This window comes from Haematobacter massiliensis, from assembly GCF_000740795.1.
GTDB classification, from domain to species: domain Bacteria; phylum Pseudomonadota; class Alphaproteobacteria; order Rhodobacterales; family Rhodobacteraceae; genus Haematobacter; species Haematobacter massiliensis.
On the sequence record NZ_JGYG01000001.1, the window covers coordinates 559,961 to 575,562 of the forward strand.

Below are 15,602 nucleotides of genomic sequence, written 5' to 3' on the forward strand. Positions count from 1 at the left end.
CGCTTGCGGCGGGGGTGGCACGGGGATACGGGAAGGCCATGCGGATCATCCGGGATTACAGGACCGTCACTGACAGCGACCGGGGGGCTTCGGTCGCCATCGGCAATTTCGACGGCGTTCACTTGGGCCATCAGTCCGTGATCGACATTGCGCGGGCAGCAGGTAGCCCCCTCGGCGTCATCACTTTCGAGCCGCACCCCCGCGAGTATTTTCAGCCTGACGCCCCCCCCTTTCGGCTGATGAATGCGGAAGCGAAAGAGAACCGGCTCTCGCGGCTCGGGGTGGATATTCTCTACGAACTTCCCTTCGACGCGGCGCTGGCCGCCCTCTCTGCCGAGGATTTCGCGCGGCAGGTTCTCCATCAGGGGCTGGGCATTCGTCATGCGGTCGTGGGCGCGGACTTCCACTTCGGCCATGACAGGGGCGGCGATGCGCGGCGGCTGGAGGAGCTGGGCCGGGAGATCGGCTTCGGCGTCACGGTGGCACCGCTCGTTTCGGATGAGGTGGAGGAGATCTCCTCCACCGCGATCCGACGTGCCTTGACCGAAGGCCGTCCCGGTGACGCCCGCCGGATGCTGGGCCACTGGCATCGGATCGAGGGGGAAGTTCTGCACGGAGACGCCCGTGGGCGGGAGCTGGGCTTTCCGACCGCGAACATGTCCATCGCCGCCATTCACCCCCCGCGTTTTGGCGTATATGCTGTGAAGGTCCGGGTGCTCAGCGGCCCTCATGCGGGGGACTACGGCGGTGCGGCTTCCATCGGTACGCGGCCGATGTTCGGCGAGAACACTCCGAATATCGAGACCTTCATCTTCGACTTTTCCGGAGATCTCTATGGTGAGCATCTGTCGGTCGCCCTGATCGAGTGGCTACGACCGGAGTTGAAGTTCGATAGCCTCGATGCGCTCATCGCCCGGATGGATGCCGATTGCGCCCGCGCGCGAGACATCCTGGATACCCTGCCCGCATGATCCTGACGACTGACAGACTCATCCTTCGCCCTTGGGAGCCGCGGGACCGCGCGCCATTCGCCGCCATGAACGCCGATGCGGAGGTCATGCGCTACTTCCCCGCTCCGCGCACCCGGCAGGAAAGCGACGCGTTGTTGGACAAGCTCATTGCCCGCGCGGCGGAGAAGGGCTTCTCCTTCGCGGCGGTGGAGCGGCGGTCGGACGGTACCTTTGCGGGAATGGTCGGACTGAACCCCGTGCTGCAAGGCCCCCTGACCGGCGCAGTGGAGGTGGGCTGGAGTCTGCCACGTATTTTCTGGGGCATGGGTCTCGCCTCCGAGGCCGCGCGGGCGTGGCTCGATCACGGCTTTGGAGCGATGAACCTTGATGAGATCGTGGCTTTCACCGCGACTGACAACCACGCCTCCCGCCGGGTGATGGAACGGATCGGCATGGCCCGTCGCGCCGATCTGGATTTCGATCACCCCGCGCTGCCGGAGGGACATCCGTTGCGTCCGCATGTCGTCTATGCGGCGCGGAGAGCGTGATCGGGCTTTAAACCGCCGCGCAACAGGTGCATGGTCCGCAACCGATGAAACGCCAGCCCACACCTCCCCTCCGCGCCCGGTTCTGGGAGCGCTACCCCCTCCGAGAGCTGACGCCCCCGGAATGGGAGGCGCTTTGCGACGGCTGCGGCAAATGCTGCCTCAACAAGATCGAGGATGCCGACACGGGCGAGGTGTTCTTTACCGACATCGCCTGCCGCCTGTTCGATGACGGCTCCTGCCGCTGCTCACATTACGAGAACCGCCGCCAGTTCGTGCCCGAATGCGTGGTGCTGACCCCCGCGAATATCGACAACATCTCCTACTGGATGCCCCGCACCTGCGCCTACCGGCTGCTGAATGAGGGACGGCCGCTTTACCCGTGGCACCATCTCCTCTGCGGCGACAGGGAGGAGGTGCATCGGGCCGGTGTCTCCGTCCAGGGCCGCACCGTCTCGGAATTCGAGGTCGCCGAGGATGAATGGGAAGACCACGTGATCGAAGAGGACATCTGATGCAATTCGCCTCCGACAATATCGCCCCCGTCCCGCGCCAGGTGCTCGACGCGATCGAGCGGGCGAACCATGGTGCCATGGCCTCCTACGGGGGGGAGCCGCTGATGCGGGAGGTGGAGGCCCGGATGCGCGCGGTGTTCGAGGCGCCGGATGCTGCCGTCTATCTTGTCGCGACCGGGACGGCCGCCAATTCGCTCTCGCTCGCCTGTCTCGTTCAGCCCTGGCAGACGGTCTATTGTCACCGCCATGCCCATATCGAAGAGGATGAATGCGCGGCACCGGAGTTCTACATGGGGGGTGCAAAGCTTACCCTGCTTGACGGCGATCACGCGAAGATCGACCCGGCCGGGCTGGAGCAGTCCCTGCGATCGGCAGCAGGCGCGGGCGTCCACAACGTGCAGAAGGGCGCGCTTTCCCTCACCAACGCGACGGAGAACGGCACGGTCTACACCGTGGCGGAAGTGGAGCGGCTTTGCGCCATCGCGCGGGCGGCGGGCATCCCGGTTCACATGGACGGGGCGCGATTTGCCAACGCCCTTGCCGCCACCAACGCTTCCCCCGCCGAGATGACGTGGAAGGCGGGGGTGGACATCCTGAGCTTCGGCGGTACCAAGAACGGTCTCCTGGGCGTCGAGGCCGTCGTGATCTTCGATCCTGCGAAGGCGTGGGAATTCGAGCTGCGCCGCAAGCGGGGTGGCCATCTGTTCTCCAAGCATCGCTACCTTTCGGCCCAGATGCTCGCCTATCTGGACGATGACCTATGGCTGCGCAGCGCCCGTCACGCGAATGCGATGGCCACCCGGCTGTCACAAGGTATCGCGGCCTTGCCGGGCGCTTCACTCGTACATCCGACCGAGGCAAACGCGGTGTTTGCCGCCTGGCCGCGGGAGGGTCACCGGCGCGCGCAGGAGGCCGGGGCGTATTACTACCTGTGGCCGGGCCACCAGTCGCTCGACGGTCCGGGAGAGGATCCCGTCGCCGCACGCCTTGTCTGCTCCTGGGCGACGACGGAAGAGGAAGTGGATCGCTTTCTCTCCATCATCCGCTAGGGTTCAGCCCTCTGTCACACCCGCCTCACCGAAGGTCGCCATGCCGGACAGGCAGGCGACCGCGGCCTTCAGAACCGGCAGCGCGAGAGCGGCGCCGGAGCCTTCTCCCAACCGGAGACCGAGTGACAGGATAGGCTCTTTGCCGAGCGCGGTCAGAAGGCGGCGATGCGCTGTCTCCTCCGAAAGATGGCCAGCCACGGCATGGTCGAGGCCGCCCTCGTTGAGCCGTTGCAGCACAAGCGCCGCAGCACAGCAGATGAAGCCGTCGAGGATAACGGGAATGCGTTCGACCCGCGCCCGGGCAATGGCTCCGGTCATGGCCGCCACTTCCCGTCCGCCAAGGCAGCGCAGCACCTCCAGAGGATCACCGAGCGTAGCGGCGTGGCGGCGCAGCCCCGCCTCCACCGCCGCCCGCTTGCGGGCGAGGCCGGCATCGTCAAGACCGGTGCCCCTGCCAATCCATGCCTCGGCCCCGCCACCCAGAAGCGCCGCAGCGATAGCCGCGGCGACGGTGGTGTTGCCGATCCCCATTTCCCCGGCAATGAACACATCCGCCTGCGGGTCCACCGACTCCCATCCCGCCGAGAGCGCGCTCACAAGGTCTTCCTCCGTCATTGCGGGCCCTTGCGTGAAATCGGCGGTCGGTCGGTCGAGATCGAGCGATATGACATCAAGCGTCGCTCCACCCTCGCGCGCGAGCTGGTTGATTGCTGCGCCCCCTGCGGCGAAATTCGCAACCATCTGCGCGGTCACTTCCGGCGGAAAGGCAGAGATGCCGTTCGCCGCAACCCCGTGGTTGCCCGCATAGACGACGATCTGCGGCCGCGTGATGGCGGGTGTCCCCTGCCAACCGGCGTACCAGATCGCCAGCATCTCGAGACGGCCCAAAGCCCCCTGCGGCTTCGTCAGCCGGCCGTTTCGCGCTTCGGCAGCAGAGAGCGCGGCGCCATACGGCGGCGGCAGATCGGTGAGGACGGCGCGAAAATCGGCTGAGGAGGTGAAGACAGGCATGTTTCATCCGTTGCTTGCGGAACGCCCCTTCTCTATCCAAGGCCGCGGCAGATGCAACCGGAGCGCGACGTGAGGCCCTTTCGCGACTTGAGGAACGCCTTCGGGCTGCTGACGCGGCTCCCGGTCGCCGGGGCTTCGCCTGTGGGATCCTGCTGGGCATGGCCGGTCGTCGGGGCGGTCGTGAATGCTCTGGCGGCGGCTATGAGCATTCTGCTGGCAGATATCGGTCTGCCTGCTGGTTTCGCCGCAGTCTGTGCGCTGACGGTGGCGATACTGCTGACAGGTGGGCTGCATGAGGATGGGCTGGCGGATACGGCGGACGGCTTCTGGGGCGGCCGGACGATGGAGCGCCGCCTGGAGATCATGAAAGACAGCCGTATCGGCAGCTATGGCGTTCTGGCACTCATTCTATCGCTCATGGCGCGCGCAACGCTGATCACAGAGTTGCTGTCCAAGGGGGAGGCACTATTCGCGCTGATCGTGGCAGGTTCGCTGTCGCGAGCCATCATGCCGGGCTTGATGGCTACGCTGCCATTTGCGCGCAACGGCGGACTGGCGGCCTCCATCGGCCGTCCTCACAGGGCGGCTGCAATCGCGTCATTCACCTTGGGAACGGTGATTTCATTCGGATTATGCGGGATCCCCGGCCTCGCGGCGACGCTGGCAGCCTTTCTGGCGGCGGTGATCGTTGCGATAAGCGCGTGGAGCAAGATAGGCGGGCAGACGGGCGATGTGCTGGGAGCGAGCCAGCAGCTCGCTGAGATCGCCGCTCTGGCAACACTTGTCGCCTTGCTCTGACGGCAAGAAAAAGCCGCGCCATAACGGGCGCGGCTTCGCAATCATCGAAAGAGTTCAGGCGGCGCGGGACAGCAGAACGTCATCGACCTTCTTCTGCGCATTCGCTTCATCCACTCCGGCAACCGCAGCTACTTCGCGCGTCAGCCGTTCGAGCGCTGCTTCATAAAGCTGACGTTCGGAATAGGATTGTTCGCGTTGATCGTCGGACCGATGCAGATCCCGGACAACCTCGGCAATGGAAAGCAGATCACCGGAATTGATTTTCTGCTCATATTCCTGAGCACGACGCGACCACATGGCGCGCTTCACCTTCGCCTTGCCCTTCAGCGTCTCGAGCGCCTTGGAGACGATATCGGGCGTCGAAAGCGAGCGCATACCGATTTCAGCCGCCTTGTTGATCGGCACCCGGAGAGTCATCTTGTCCTTCTCGAACGAGATCACGAAAAGCTCCAGCTTGAGCCCAGCGATCTCCTGTTCCTCGATCGAGATGATCCTGCCGACGCCATGGGCCGGATACACCACGAAATCGTCGGGATGAAACTCGGACTTCTTGGTCTTCGTCATTCAGTCGCTTCCTCTCATGGGAATCGGAAAGGCCACAAAACCATCCGCCGGAAGCGCTTCCGCTTCAGGAGAATGATCGGACAAGCTGATTGCTTCAGGCGGATCGTTTGGGTGAGAGACCGCCTGCCTTCGGCATTCCAAGCATTTTGTAGAGGAAATATAGCACAAAGCACTGCTGTTTTAAAGCGTCGTGACTCGAGCGTAAACAGCGGGCAAGCGCCATCAAGCACTTGTCATCAAACTGCCACAGCGAAAACGGGCCGCAGCGCCCGAATCACGATCCTTCGCCGGCCGTTTCGGAGAAGTATTTCTCAAGCTTGCCGGTTTCGCCGTCCCGCTCCGTCGCCTCGGGCAGCGGGTCCTTGCGAGAGAGAATCACCGGCCACTGCTCGGCATACTTGCGGTTGAACGCCACCCATTCCTCTACATCCGGCTCCGTATCGGGGCGGATTGCATCGGCGGGGCATTCGGGTTCGCAGACGCCACAGTCGATACATTCATCGGGATGAATGACCAACATGTTCTCGCCCTCATAGAAGCAGTCCACCGGACAGACTTCCACGCAGTCGGTATATTTGCATGCGATGCAGTTGTCGGTGACGACATAAGTCATGGGATCGGTCTTTCACGTCTGGCGGGGACTAGCTAGTCCAACAACTGGCCGGGATCAAGACAGTGACCAACGGAAAGGCCCGGCGCCCCCCGGAGGTCGCGTGCTGGAGGATGGCTATTCCTCCGATGCCGGAGATGCCGGAATACCTTCCGCCGCGATATCGATGTAAAGCGCCTGCGCTTCTGTCGCCGGACCGCGCCGCAGGCTCGATCCGAGCACGCGGACGACGCGGATTCGGCCAGCCTGCGGAAAGGTCAGCGTGTCCCCCTCGCCGATACCAAAGGCGGGCTTCTGCACCCGCCGCGCGTTCACACGCACATGACCCGCCTCCACCACTTCGGACGCAAGCGTCCGTGTACGGAAGAAGCGGGCATGCCAGAGCCATTTGTCGAGCCGCATCGTCTCCCGCGTGGCGAGAACGGCCAAGGGTTACTTCCGCTCTTTCAACGCAGCCAGGATGGCAAAAGGGCTATCCGGATCAATACGATCGTTGCGGGGCGGGCGCGCTTCAAAGCTTCGCGGCTGATCGGAGCGCTTTTCCTTGCCCTTGCCGCCGTGACGACCCTCTTTGCCCTCGAACTTCTGCCGCTTGCCGTGGTGATCCGGCTTGCCGCCTTCGGGTTTGTTCCTGCGTTCACCGCGCGGTTGGCCCTGGGACTGACCCTCACGCCGCTCACCCCGGTTTTCGCCCGCAGCCTGTTCGCCTGCCTGACGCTCTCCGTTTTGACGTTCCCCGTTTTGGCGCTCCTGACGGCCGCGCGAACGGCCTTCGCCGCGAGGGGCGTTGCGGTTGTGACGCGGCCGGGGCGCCCAGACGAAGGTATAGAACACCTCCGACTCGACCGGCTCTACCGGAGCTTCCACGCCATCTTCCGCCGCCAGAGAGCGAAGGGCCTCGTCTGAGACCGGAATTGCGCCGAGCGCGTCGTCAGAGGTGACCTCGGGCGCCATATCGGAGCCGGTCTCATCCGCGGGGTCGTCAGGCTCCTCGTCCGGGAAGGCAGGTGTGCGCACGGGCTGGCCGGGCACGAGGCCGTCCACGGCTTCCACCGGCACACGCGCATCCTCCAGGTCCGCCTCCGCTCCGGTCGCATCGAACACCGTATCGGCGCCGGAAGCGACGGCCTCCACATCTTCAGCAAGACCCACGGGCATCTCCCGCAGCGCAGCTTCCTTGGCCGCCTGCTCTGCCCGGACCTTGGGCCGCTCGCCCCGCTCCGCCTTGAAGCCCAGACCTTCCATCAGGTCAGAGAACTGCTCCAGCGTCATGCCGGTGATGGAGAGCATCTCGGGCGTCGCCTCGAAGCCGGCACGCCAGTCCTTCGCACGGAGCAGGTCTGCCAAACGCTCCAGCATGTCGATGCGAATCGCCCGCTTGCCCGCCGGACGATAGCCCGCGAGCGTATAGTGCTGCTTCGGCACTTCGACGATGTTCGGAATGGTGACAAGTCCGGGCGGCGGGCTTTCGGGGAATTCCTGCAAGCCGTTGGCGAGCGACCACAGCACCAGCCGAAGCCGGGTCGGTGCGGGTTTCAGCAGGACCGGCAAGAAGATCGTATACTGGCCGAATCGAATACCGTGCTTGCGGAAGGCGCCGCGCGCTTCCTGATCCAGCTGCTTGACCTCATCAGCCACCTGATCGCGCGGCAGGACACCCAGCGACTCCACCAGCCGGAAGGCAAACCCGCGTGCCAGGCCGGTAAGCGTCTCATCCTTCGACAGGGCGACCAGCGGCTCGAACTGAGTGGCCACCTTCCGGTCGATGAAATGCTGGAGCCTGCGGCGGACCTTCTCCGTCACGTCGGGGCCGGCTTCCTCGTCCACGAAAGGCTCGACCTGCGGGCGCATTGGATCGGCTCCGGCAATGAGCTTGCCTACCGCGGAAGAGCCCCACATCAGGCCGCCCTGCTCGGTAAAGTCCAGCTCGGTATCCGGCGCGTTGTAGAAACGGTCGGCCCGCAGATGGAATTCCGGCTTCAGCGCCTGAAGGCCCGCCGAGCGCAACGTACGCGCCTCATCCGGGCCGGACGTTGCGTCCTGATGGAAGCGGAAGCCTTCCAGCCGGCCGACGAATTCGCCCTCGACCGTCACTTCGCCCTTGTCGTTCACCTCAGCCACAAGGCTCTCCTTTTGCTTCAACCGCCGCAGGAGCACACTGGTGCGCCGGTCGACAAATCTCTGGGTCAAACGCATGTGAAGCGCGTCCGACAGCCGGTCTTCTACCGCGCGGGTTTCGCCGCGCCAATGGTTTTCATCCGCGACCCAGCCGCTTCGCTGCGCTACGTATGTCCAGGTGCGGATATGTGCGAGCCGCTTCGACAGCGCGTCGATATCGCCGTCCGTCCGGTCGATCCGCTTCACGTTTCGGGCGAGCCAGTCATCGGGTACCCGTCCGTCAGCTTGCAGGAAACCATGGATTCGCGCCAGCAGTCCCGCATGTTCCGTAGGGGAAATTCCTCGAAAGTCGGGAATCCGGCACACATCCCACAAAAGCCGCACGCCCGCAGTACCCCTTACAAGGTCCAGCGTTTCCGGCATTGCGGCCAGATGACGAAGCGCCGCCAGATCATCCGCCTCCCGCGCCCGGGTGAGCCATTCATTGCCGGTTCCAGCCTCCAGCGAGGCGATGAGCCGTTCTACGGAGCCGAACGACAGATCGGAATTGCGCCACTGCAGCTTGCGGATCGGAGCGAAACGATGGTTCTCGATCGCGTCCACCAGCTCCTCCGGCAGCGCGCGCGCCTCGCCCGTCACGCCGAAACTGCCGGGTTGGGTGTGGCGGCCTGCGCGCCCGGCGATCTGACCCATCTCATGGGGGAAAAGCGGGCGCATGCGGTGCCCGTCGAATTTCGACAGCGCCGAGAAGGCGACATGACCGATGTCGAGGTTCAGCCCCATGCCGATCGCATCGGTCGCCACGAGGTAGTCCACATCGCCATTCTGATAAAGCGCGACCTGTGCGTTCCGCGTCCGGGGGCTGAGACTGCCCGTCACCACCGCACAGCCGCCCTTCTGCCGCCGGATCAGCTCCGCATTGGCATAGACGTTCTCCACCGAAAACCCCACGATGGCTGACCGGGCGGGCATCCGGCTGATCTTCTTGGAGCCATTGTAGCTCAGCTTGGAAAACCGCTCGCGATGGAGGAAGGTCGCCCCCGGAACGAGCGCGGCAATCGCGCCGCGCATCGTGTCGGAGCCCAGAAACATCGTCTCGTGCAAGCCGCGCGCGCGTAGAAGCCGGTCGGTGAAGACATGACCGCGCTCCAGATCCGCGCAGAGCTGAATTTCGTCCACCGCAACGAAATCGGCGCCGATCTCCTGCGGCATCGCCTCCACCGTGCAGACCCAGTAGCGGGCGCGCTCGGGCACGATGCGTTCCTCACCCGTCACCAGCGCCACGACGGATGGCCCGCGCTGCGCCACGATACGGTCATAAACCTCGCGCGCGAGCAGGCGGAGCGGCAGGCCGATCACTCCCGTGCGGTGCGCCAGCATCCGTTCGATGGCATAATGGGTCTTGCCGGTGTTGGTGGGACCAAGGACCGCCACGATCCTCGTCTGGTCGCGCATGGGTGTTCCGATTCCCCCTGAACGGGGCCTCTAGAGTGCCTGACCGGACATCTCGCGATCCAGCCTTTCCACGGCCTTTTCTATGTCGGGCTGATGAGGATGTATAGCCTGCGCCGCATGATAGGCATCACGGGCAGAGGCATCGTAGCCCATGTCCTCCAGGATCATTCCCAATCCTGAGAGTGCGCCGTAGTGATTGGGATTGAGGGCGAGAGCGCGGCGGATATCATCCACCGCAGGGCCGAACTTACCGGCCTGAAAATAGGCGGAGGCCAGCGCATTCCAGCCTTCGGCGAAGTCGGGGGCATGATCGGTCAGTGCGGTGAGATGCTCTATCGCCTCCTGCGTGTCGCCGGTTTCCATCGCATCGCGTCCCCGCTGCAGGAGCAGGTCCATGGAGGCAGAACCCGAACGTGACCATTCGCGTTGCAGATCGCTTTCCGTCCTCTGCCAGGCGGTGTTCTGCGGATCCTTCAGTTCCCGCAGAAGGCGCTGCTCCACTGTCTCCTCCGCATGGAGCGGGAGTGCGATCACGGCTGCGAAAGCTGCCGTCACGAAAGGATTGAGCTTGGAGACTATCGACACCATAACCTGAAGATAGCGCAAGCGAAGCCGCCTGCGAATACCGTCCCACGCTGTGGATGGTCACAATTGGAGGATTTGGGTAATGAGCAATGTCATCGACGAAGCGGTGAAGACCCTTTCGGGCCGCCTGTCGGACGGGTTCGACGGAAGCGCGAAATTCGTCATCAAGGACGAAGGCGCCATCGTGATCGACCAGTCTGGCGTGCGGGAAGGCGATGACGAGACGGATGTGACACTGACGGCTGACGTCAAGACCTTCCAGGCGATTCTCGCCGGCGACCTGAGCCCGACGATGGCCTTCATGAGCGGCAAGCTGAAGCTTGACGGCAACATGGGCACGGCGATGAAGCTCGGCTCGGCACTGGCCTGAGATGCGCCTTGAGCCGGCCCCGCTCCATCTCGGCGCGGACGGCTCGTCCGGGGCCGCGGCCTACTGGCGGCGGGCGGAGGACGGCACGCGCCTGCGTTTCGCCCTCTGGCCCGCACCCGGCGCTCTCGCCACCGTGCTGCTGTTTCCGGGCCGTACGGAGTATGTAGAGAAATACGATGCCATCGCCCGTATTCTCCAGGACGCTGGCTTTGCCACCCTTGCTGTCGATTGGCGTGGGCAAGGATTGTCCGCCCACCGAGACCCGGCCATCCGCATGGGCGATGTGGAGCATTTCCTGGATTATCAACAGGATGTGCGGGCCATGCTCGCCACGGCCCAAGCGCTCGACCTGCCCTCCCCCGCCCTGCTGCTCGCCCATTCCATGGGGGGAGCCATCGCACGGCGCGCCTTGCATGACGGGCTGGCAGTAGAGGCAGCGGCCTTCAGCGCGCCGATGTGGGGGCTGACCCTTCCCGGCCTTACCCGGCCGCTCGCCTGGCTCCTTTCCTCGGTCGCACTCCGCGCAGGAAGACCGGGCCTGTATCCGCCGGGCCATCCCGCGACGCCCTATGTGCTGACCGCGCGCCCGGCACTCAACAACCTCACCAGCGATCCGATGATGCTGGCCAAGATGCGGGCGGCGATGGAAGCGAACCCGGAACTGGCGCTTGGCGGCCCGAGCCTCCGCTGGTTGCATGAGGCGCTGCTGGAAATGCGGGCGCTTGCCACCCTCCCCTCACCCCGGATCCCCGCCTATGCGGGTGTCGGCAGCGACGAACGCGTGGTGGATGCGCGCGCGATCCGGCGCGGTATGGCACGCTGGCCCGGTGCGGAGGTCGAGATCTTTCCCGGGGCTCGGCATGAGCTGATGATGGAAGCACCGCATCATCGCCAGCACTTCATGGAGCACGTCCTCAGGTTGTACCGAAGCCGCGTCAGATCTTGATGCGAATGAAACTGTCCCGCAGCGCATCCGACCAAGCTGCGCTCATCTTCATGAAGCTCTCGTCTCCCGCGTCGATCCGGCGACGCAGCCCGACCTTCAGCTCATCCCGGCGAATCACCAGAAGATCGAGCGGCATCCCCACGGACAGGTTCGAACGCAGGGTCGAATCCATCGAAAGCAGCGCGCATTTCTGCGCATCCTCGATCGGCGTTTCCATCGTGACGACGCGGTCCAAGATCGGCTTGCCATATTTATGCTCGCCAATCTGAAGGAACGGGGTGTCTTCCGTCGCCTCGATGAAATTCCCCTCCGGATAGATGAGAAACATCCGCATGTCGCCGCCCTTGCGCTGCCCGGCAACGATCATGGAAGCGCGCGCGCTCTGATGCATGCGCTCCAGCTTTTCGGACACATCCTGCGAGACATCGGCCAGGGCGTTACCCACGATCTCGGCGACCTTCAGCATGGATTGCGCCTCCATGATGGAAGCGCCATGCCCGCCGTCAGGATCCTTGATCGCCTCCTTCAACCGCGCGATGGTCGTCTGCGTCACCGACAGGCTTCCCGCTGTCAGGATACAGATCGCCCGGTCGCCCGGTTTTTCGAAGACGAACATCTTCCGATAGGTGGCAATATTGTCCAGACCCGCGTTGGTGCGCGTATCCGACAGCATCACCAGCCCTTCGTTCAGAAGGATTCCCACGCAATAGGTCATGGAAGGCAGTCCCGCAGCTTACAGCGCTGCGAACACTATTGCTGCACGGACTGAACGGCAACCGTTACGTCAAGTCTCTCCTCTCCCGTCCCGCGGGAGATACCCCGGATCGGCGCGGCATCCACCGAGTCGTAACCCGACCCCAGACGGATATAGCGTTCATCCGGGCAGCATCGGTTGGCCGCGTCGAAACCCACCCAGCCCAACCCGGCCACAAACAACTCCGCCCAGGCATGGGCGGCGCGATGCTCCTTGACGGAATCGCCCTTGGCCTCATCTGCCAGCAGATAGCCCGAGACATAGCGCGAGGGGATATTCTTCAGCCGCGCCAACGTGATGAGCGCATGAGACTGATCCTGACATACCCCCTGCCCGAGGGCGAGCGCCTCCGCCGCGGTCGTGCCTGCAACCGTCACGTCCGGCGTATAGGCGATGGCTTCCGACACGGCTTCGGAAAGGCGATGGGCGAGGTCGAGCGCATCCGACACATCGCCCACGCTCGCGGCCAGATCTGCGAAGGCGGTATTCGACCGTGTCATCGGCGTATCGCGAAGATAGGCATCCGGCGCGACATATTCCCGGTGGTTGCGCAGGACACCGGAGGTGTCCACCGTCTCCACCGTGCCGCTGACAGCGACGGTGATCTCGCTCACCGGACCACGAACAGAGAAACTGGTGACACGATCGCCGGACCCGTCTCTGAAGCTGCCTCCGGGCAGGCCATCGCTCACCTCTATCGACCAGGCCTGCGTTCTCTGCCCGTCAAAAACGGACGGGGTGAGGCGGAAGCTCTGCACCACACCGCGAACAGGAATGTCGTAGTGGTAGATGGTGCGGTGCTGAACATTGAGAATCATCGGGTGTCGCCGCTCAAATAGGCTTCATAGACACTGTGACCCAGCCCTGCGATGTCCTGAATGAAGCGTGACAGGAATTCATGCAGTCCTTCATCGAAGATTTCCTCCACCTGGGTATCGGCAAGGGACGCGAGCAGACGCCGGGAGATGCGTTGTGCTTCGGTCGTTTCCCCGTAGCCACGGGCGAGGCGATCAAGGTGAGAGTTCGCGGAATGCATGCAGGTCAGGAGAGAGCGCGGGCTCTGCGGGTTCAGGATCAGGAAATGCGCGATCTTCGCCGCCGTCACGTCCCCGCCATAGGCCCAGTGGAAGGCTCGCTGCGCCGACATCGCCCGCAAGAGCGTCGTCCACTGATAGTTGTCGAGCCCCGACCCCACCAGATCAACCGTCGGGAGCAGAACGTAATACTTCACGTCCATCAGCCGCGCAGTGTTGTCCGCCCGCTCGAGATAGAAGCCCAAGTTGAGGAAATCGTAGCCATCGTTGCGCAGAAGCGTGGTGTCCATGGCACCGCGGATCAATGCGGACTGGCGCATCGTCCATTCCACCATGGTGCTGACGTCAAGCTCACTCCGCTCCATGCGCTCCAGTTTGCGCAGCTCCTGGAACGCACCGTTCAGCGCGTCCCAGAGCTGCGCAGTAAGCGCGGTGCGCACGATCCGCGCATTCTCCCGCGCCATGCCGAAGCAGGAGACGACGGAGGACGGATTGTCCTGGTCGAAGAACAGGTAGCTTTCGATATTGCGTTGAACCGGGTCGCCGTATTTGTGCTGGAACCCGGCCGCTGTCCCGGAGGCCTGCAGCAGCGATTCCCACTCGCTGCGATAGCCGTCAGCCGACGGCATGAGTGCGATCCGCGCGCCCACTTCGAGCAGCCGTGCCATTGTCTCGGCCCGCTCGATATACCGCGCGATCCAGTAAAGATTGTCTGCCGTCCGGCTCAGCATATCGTCACTCCGCCAGAACCCAGGTGTCCTTGACCCCACCGCCTTGCGAGGAGTTCACCACGAGCGATCCCTCCGTCAGCGCGACGCGCGTCAGCCCGCCCTGCACAAGCTCCACGCGCTCTCCCACCAGACAATAGGGCCGGAGATCGACATGGCGGGGCGCGATCCCCTCCTGCACGAAACTCGGCACCGTGGAAAGCGCGAGCGTAGGTTGAGCGATATAGTTGGAGGGATTGGCGCGGATGCGCTCGGCAAAGGCGGCGATCTGCTCCTTGGTCGATTTCGGGCCGACCAGCATGCCGTAGCCGCCCGAGCCGTGCACTTCCTTCACCACCAGATCGGGGAGATTTTCCATGACGTATTTATATTCGTCCGCCTTGTGGCATTGCCACGTGGGCACGTTCTGCAGGATCGGTTCTTCCCCGAGGTAAAAGCGCACCATGTCCGGCACATAGGTATAGACCGCCTTGTCATCCGCCACCCCCGCGCCGGGCGCAGAGCAGATGGTGACGCCGCCGGAGCGATAGACATCCATCAGTCCCGGGATGCCCAGCATGGAATCCGGCCGGAAGCAGAGCGGGTCGATATAGGCGTCGTCGATCCGGCGATAGATCACATCCACCCGCTTCGGCCCTTCCGTCGTCCGCATCCAGACGAATTCCCCCTCCACGAACAGATCCTGCCCCTCCACAAGCTCCACACCCATGAGATCGGCCAGGAAGGAATGCTCGTAATAGGCGGAATTGAAGTGCCCGGGCGTCAGGATGACGATGGTCGGGTCGCTGTCGCATTTCTTGGGGGCGACAGAGCTCAGAGTCCGCCGCAGAAGCTCGGGGTAGCGGTCCACCGGCGCGATCCGGTTCTCCCGGAAAAGCTGCGGGAACATGCGCATCATGATCTCGCGGTTTTCCAGCATGTAGCTGACGCCGGAGGGGGTGCGGCAATTGTCCTCCAGCACGTAGAACTGATCCGGCCCTGTCCGCACCAGGTCGATCCCGACGATATGAGAGAAAACCCCCCGCGGCGGCATGAAGCCGGCGGCGGCCTTCTCATAGGCTTCGTTGCGATAGACCAGCGATGCCGGAATGCGCCCCGCCCGGATCATCTCCCCCCGGCCATAGACATCGGCGAGAAAGGCGTTCAGCGCCCGCGCCCGTTGCTTGATCCCGCGTTCGAGCTTGCGCCACTCGTTCTGGGTGAACACCCGCGGAAACATGTCGAAAGGAATGAGCCGATCCGGGTCGCCGCCCTCGCCATAGACAGCGAAGGTGATCCCGATACGCCGGAAAAGCGCCTCCGCCTCCGCCTGCTTCAGCGTTCGGAGTTCGGCAGGCATGGACTTCGTCCAGTCTTCCAATCCTGAATAGGGGGGGCGGACAATCCCGCCATCGAACATTTCATTAAAATAGGTCGTCGCCATGTCCCGCCGGCCTGCCGTGATCTGCCTCACTTAAGCAGCCCGCTTGGCATTAGGGAAGAGCGGCACCGGCTCATAGGCTTTACCACCTGCACGACTGTCGGTCTTTTCATCGCAAAGCCATCACATTCTTCTAATTGTGCCACATTT

The 15,602-nt window shown here is 63.7% G+C and carries 17 protein-coding genes; 7 read left to right on the forward strand and 10 right to left on the reverse strand.

The window, feature by feature from the left end; translation table 11 throughout:
• The first annotated feature begins 38 nt into the window (after positions 1-38).
• From CN97_RS02725 to CN97_RS02740, 4 genes are read left to right on the forward strand one after another with little or no spacing between them, the layout of a single operon-like run.
• Complete coding sequence (locus tag CN97_RS02725) at positions 39-971, forward strand: bifunctional riboflavin kinase/FAD synthetase (RefSeq protein WP_035706574.1); 933 nt, start codon at positions 39-41, stop codon at positions 969-971.
• Positions 968-1,498 carry a GNAT family N-acetyltransferase gene (locus CN97_RS02730; protein ID WP_035706576.1) on the forward strand — a complete coding sequence of 177 codons (531 nt, stop codon included), beginning with the start codon at positions 968-970 and terminating at the stop codon, positions 1,496-1,498. The genes CN97_RS02725 and CN97_RS02730 overlap by 4 nt, the downstream gene beginning before the upstream one ends.
• 44 nt (positions 1,499-1,542) lie before the next feature.
• Positions 1,543-2,010 (forward strand): YcgN family cysteine cluster protein, encoded by a 468-nt coding sequence (locus tag CN97_RS02735; RefSeq protein WP_035707058.1) that lies wholly within the window; start codon positions 1,543-1,545, stop codon positions 2,008-2,010.
• Positions 2,010-3,059: a threonine aldolase family protein gene (locus tag CN97_RS02740; RefSeq protein WP_035706579.1), complete on the forward strand. Its 1,050-nt coding sequence runs from the start codon at positions 2,010-2,012 to the stop codon at positions 3,057-3,059. Before CN97_RS02735 ends, CN97_RS02740 begins: the two co-directional genes overlap by 1 nt.
• Before the next feature lie 3 nt (positions 3,060-3,062).
• Here the strand turns inward: CN97_RS02740 and cobT are convergent, their stop codons facing one another.
• Complete coding sequence (gene cobT, locus CN97_RS02745) at positions 3,063-4,070, reverse strand: nicotinate-nucleotide--dimethylbenzimidazole phosphoribosyltransferase (protein WP_035706582.1); 1,008 nt, start codon at positions 4,068-4,070, stop codon at positions 3,063-3,065.
• 69 nt (positions 4,071-4,139) lie between these two features.
• Here cobT and cobS point away from each other — a divergent pair, with 69 nt between their 5' ends.
• Positions 4,140-4,868 carry an adenosylcobinamide-GDP ribazoletransferase gene (gene cobS / locus CN97_RS02750; protein WP_242685172.1) on the forward strand — a complete coding sequence of 243 codons (729 nt, stop codon included), beginning with the start codon at positions 4,140-4,142 and terminating at the stop codon, positions 4,866-4,868.
• 54 nt (positions 4,869-4,922) lie between these two features.
• Here the strand turns inward: cobS and CN97_RS02755 are convergent, their stop codons facing one another.
• The 5 genes from CN97_RS02755 to CN97_RS02775 form a co-directional block, all read right to left on the reverse strand.
• Entirely contained in the window at positions 4,923-5,432 is a 510-nt protein-coding gene (locus CN97_RS02755; protein ID WP_035706589.1) for a CarD family transcriptional regulator, read from the reverse strand.
• A gap of 274 nt (positions 5,433-5,706) precedes the next feature.
• Positions 5,707-6,045: a ferredoxin FdxA gene (gene fdxA, locus CN97_RS02760; protein ID WP_035706592.1), complete on the reverse strand. Its 339-nt coding sequence runs from the start codon at positions 6,043-6,045 to the stop codon at positions 5,707-5,709.
• A 114-nt stretch (positions 6,046-6,159) separates the two neighbouring features.
• Positions 6,160-6,471, reverse strand: coding sequence for an RNA-binding S4 domain-containing protein (locus CN97_RS02765; RefSeq protein WP_338085391.1), 312 nt, complete (start codon positions 6,469-6,471; stop codon positions 6,160-6,162).
• Positions 6,472-6,474: 3 nt separating this feature from the next.
• Positions 6,475-9,615: a helicase-related protein gene (locus CN97_RS02770; protein ID WP_035706598.1), complete on the reverse strand. Its 3,141-nt coding sequence runs from the start codon at positions 9,613-9,615 to the stop codon at positions 6,475-6,477.
• A 30-nt stretch (positions 9,616-9,645) separates the two neighbouring features.
• On the reverse strand, positions 9,646-10,221 hold the full coding sequence (locus CN97_RS02775; RefSeq protein WP_242685173.1) for a tetratricopeptide repeat protein: 576 nt from the start codon (positions 10,219-10,221) through the stop codon (positions 9,646-9,648).
• 61 nt (positions 10,222-10,282) lie between these two features.
• Between CN97_RS02775 and CN97_RS02780 the strand changes: the two genes are divergently transcribed.
• Positions 10,283-10,570 carry an SCP2 sterol-binding domain-containing protein gene (locus CN97_RS02780; RefSeq protein WP_035706601.1) on the forward strand — a complete coding sequence of 96 codons (288 nt, stop codon included), beginning with the start codon at positions 10,283-10,285 and terminating at the stop codon, positions 10,568-10,570.
• Position 10,571: 1 nt separating this feature from the next.
• The gene (locus CN97_RS02785) at positions 10,572-11,516 is read left to right on the forward strand and encodes an alpha/beta fold hydrolase (protein WP_035706604.1); all 945 of its coding nucleotides are present in this window, start codon (positions 10,572-10,574) and stop codon (positions 11,514-11,516) included.
• Here the strand turns inward: CN97_RS02785 and CN97_RS02790 are convergent.
• From CN97_RS02790 to CN97_RS02805, 4 genes are read right to left on the reverse strand one after another with little or no spacing between them, the layout of a single operon-like run.
• Complete coding sequence (locus tag CN97_RS02790; protein ID WP_035706607.1) at positions 11,506-12,231, reverse strand: proteasome-type protease; 726 nt, start codon at positions 12,229-12,231, stop codon at positions 11,506-11,508. The two genes, CN97_RS02785 and CN97_RS02790, sit on opposite strands and share 11 nt — an antisense overlap.
• Positions 12,232-12,266: 35 nt before the next feature.
• A complete protein-coding gene (locus tag CN97_RS02795; RefSeq protein WP_035706611.1) occupies positions 12,267-13,088 on the reverse strand; it encodes a transglutaminase family protein in 822 nt (273 codons plus the stop codon).
• On the reverse strand, positions 13,085-14,035 hold the full coding sequence (locus CN97_RS02800; RefSeq protein WP_035706614.1) for an alpha-E domain-containing protein: 951 nt from the start codon (positions 14,033-14,035) through the stop codon (positions 13,085-13,087). Before CN97_RS02800 ends, CN97_RS02795 begins: the two co-directional genes overlap by 4 nt.
• Positions 14,036-14,039: 4 nt before the next feature.
• Positions 14,040-15,455, reverse strand: a complete 1,416-nt coding sequence (locus CN97_RS02805; RefSeq protein WP_035706617.1) for a circularly permuted type 2 ATP-grasp protein — start codon at positions 15,453-15,455, stop codon at positions 14,040-14,042.
• Positions 15,456-15,602 lie beyond the last annotated feature (147 nt).

Bases quoted from the DNA above. Each gene is read 5' to 3' on its own strand.
- cobT (WP_035706582.1), bottom strand. From the start codon at position 4,070: ATGCCTGTCTTCACCTCCTCAGCCGATTTTCGCGCCGTCCTCACCGAT.
- CN97_RS02785 (WP_035706604.1), top strand. From the start codon at position 10,572: ATGCGCCTTGAGCCGGCCCCGCTCCATCTCGGCGCGGACGGCTCGTCC.
- CN97_RS02790 (WP_035706607.1), bottom strand. From the start codon at position 12,231: ATGACCTATTGCGTGGGAATCCTTCTGAACGAAGGGCTGGTGATGCTG.
- CN97_RS02725 (WP_035706574.1), top strand. From the start codon at position 39: ATGCGGATCATCCGGGATTACAGGACCGTCACTGACAGCGACCGGGGG.
- CN97_RS02795 (WP_035706611.1), bottom strand. From the start codon at position 13,088: ATGATTCTCAATGTTCAGCACCGCACCATCTACCACTACGACATTCCT.
- CN97_RS02735 (WP_035707058.1), top strand. From the start codon at position 1,543: ATGAAACGCCAGCCCACACCTCCCCTCCGCGCCCGGTTCTGGGAGCGC.
- fdxA (WP_035706592.1), bottom strand. From the start codon at position 6,045: ATGACTTATGTCGTCACCGACAACTGCATCGCATGCAAATATACCGAC.
- CN97_RS02800 (WP_035706614.1), bottom strand. From the start codon at position 14,035: ATGCTGAGCCGGACGGCAGACAATCTTTACTGGATCGCGCGGTATATC.
- CN97_RS02755 (WP_035706589.1), bottom strand. From the start codon at position 5,432: ATGACGAAGACCAAGAAGTCCGAGTTTCATCCCGACGATTTCGTGGTG.
- CN97_RS02780 (WP_035706601.1), top strand. From the start codon at position 10,283: ATGAGCAATGTCATCGACGAAGCGGTGAAGACCCTTTCGGGCCGCCTG.
- CN97_RS02730 (WP_035706576.1), top strand. From the start codon at position 968: ATGATCCTGACGACTGACAGACTCATCCTTCGCCCTTGGGAGCCGCGG.
- CN97_RS02805 (WP_035706617.1), bottom strand. From the start codon at position 15,455: ATGGCGACGACCTATTTTAATGAAATGTTCGATGGCGGGATTGTCCGC.
- CN97_RS02770 (WP_035706598.1), bottom strand. From the start codon at position 9,615: ATGCGCGACCAGACGAGGATCGTGGCGGTCCTTGGTCCCACCAACACC.
- CN97_RS02740 (WP_035706579.1), top strand. From the start codon at position 2,010: ATGCAATTCGCCTCCGACAATATCGCCCCCGTCCCGCGCCAGGTGCTC.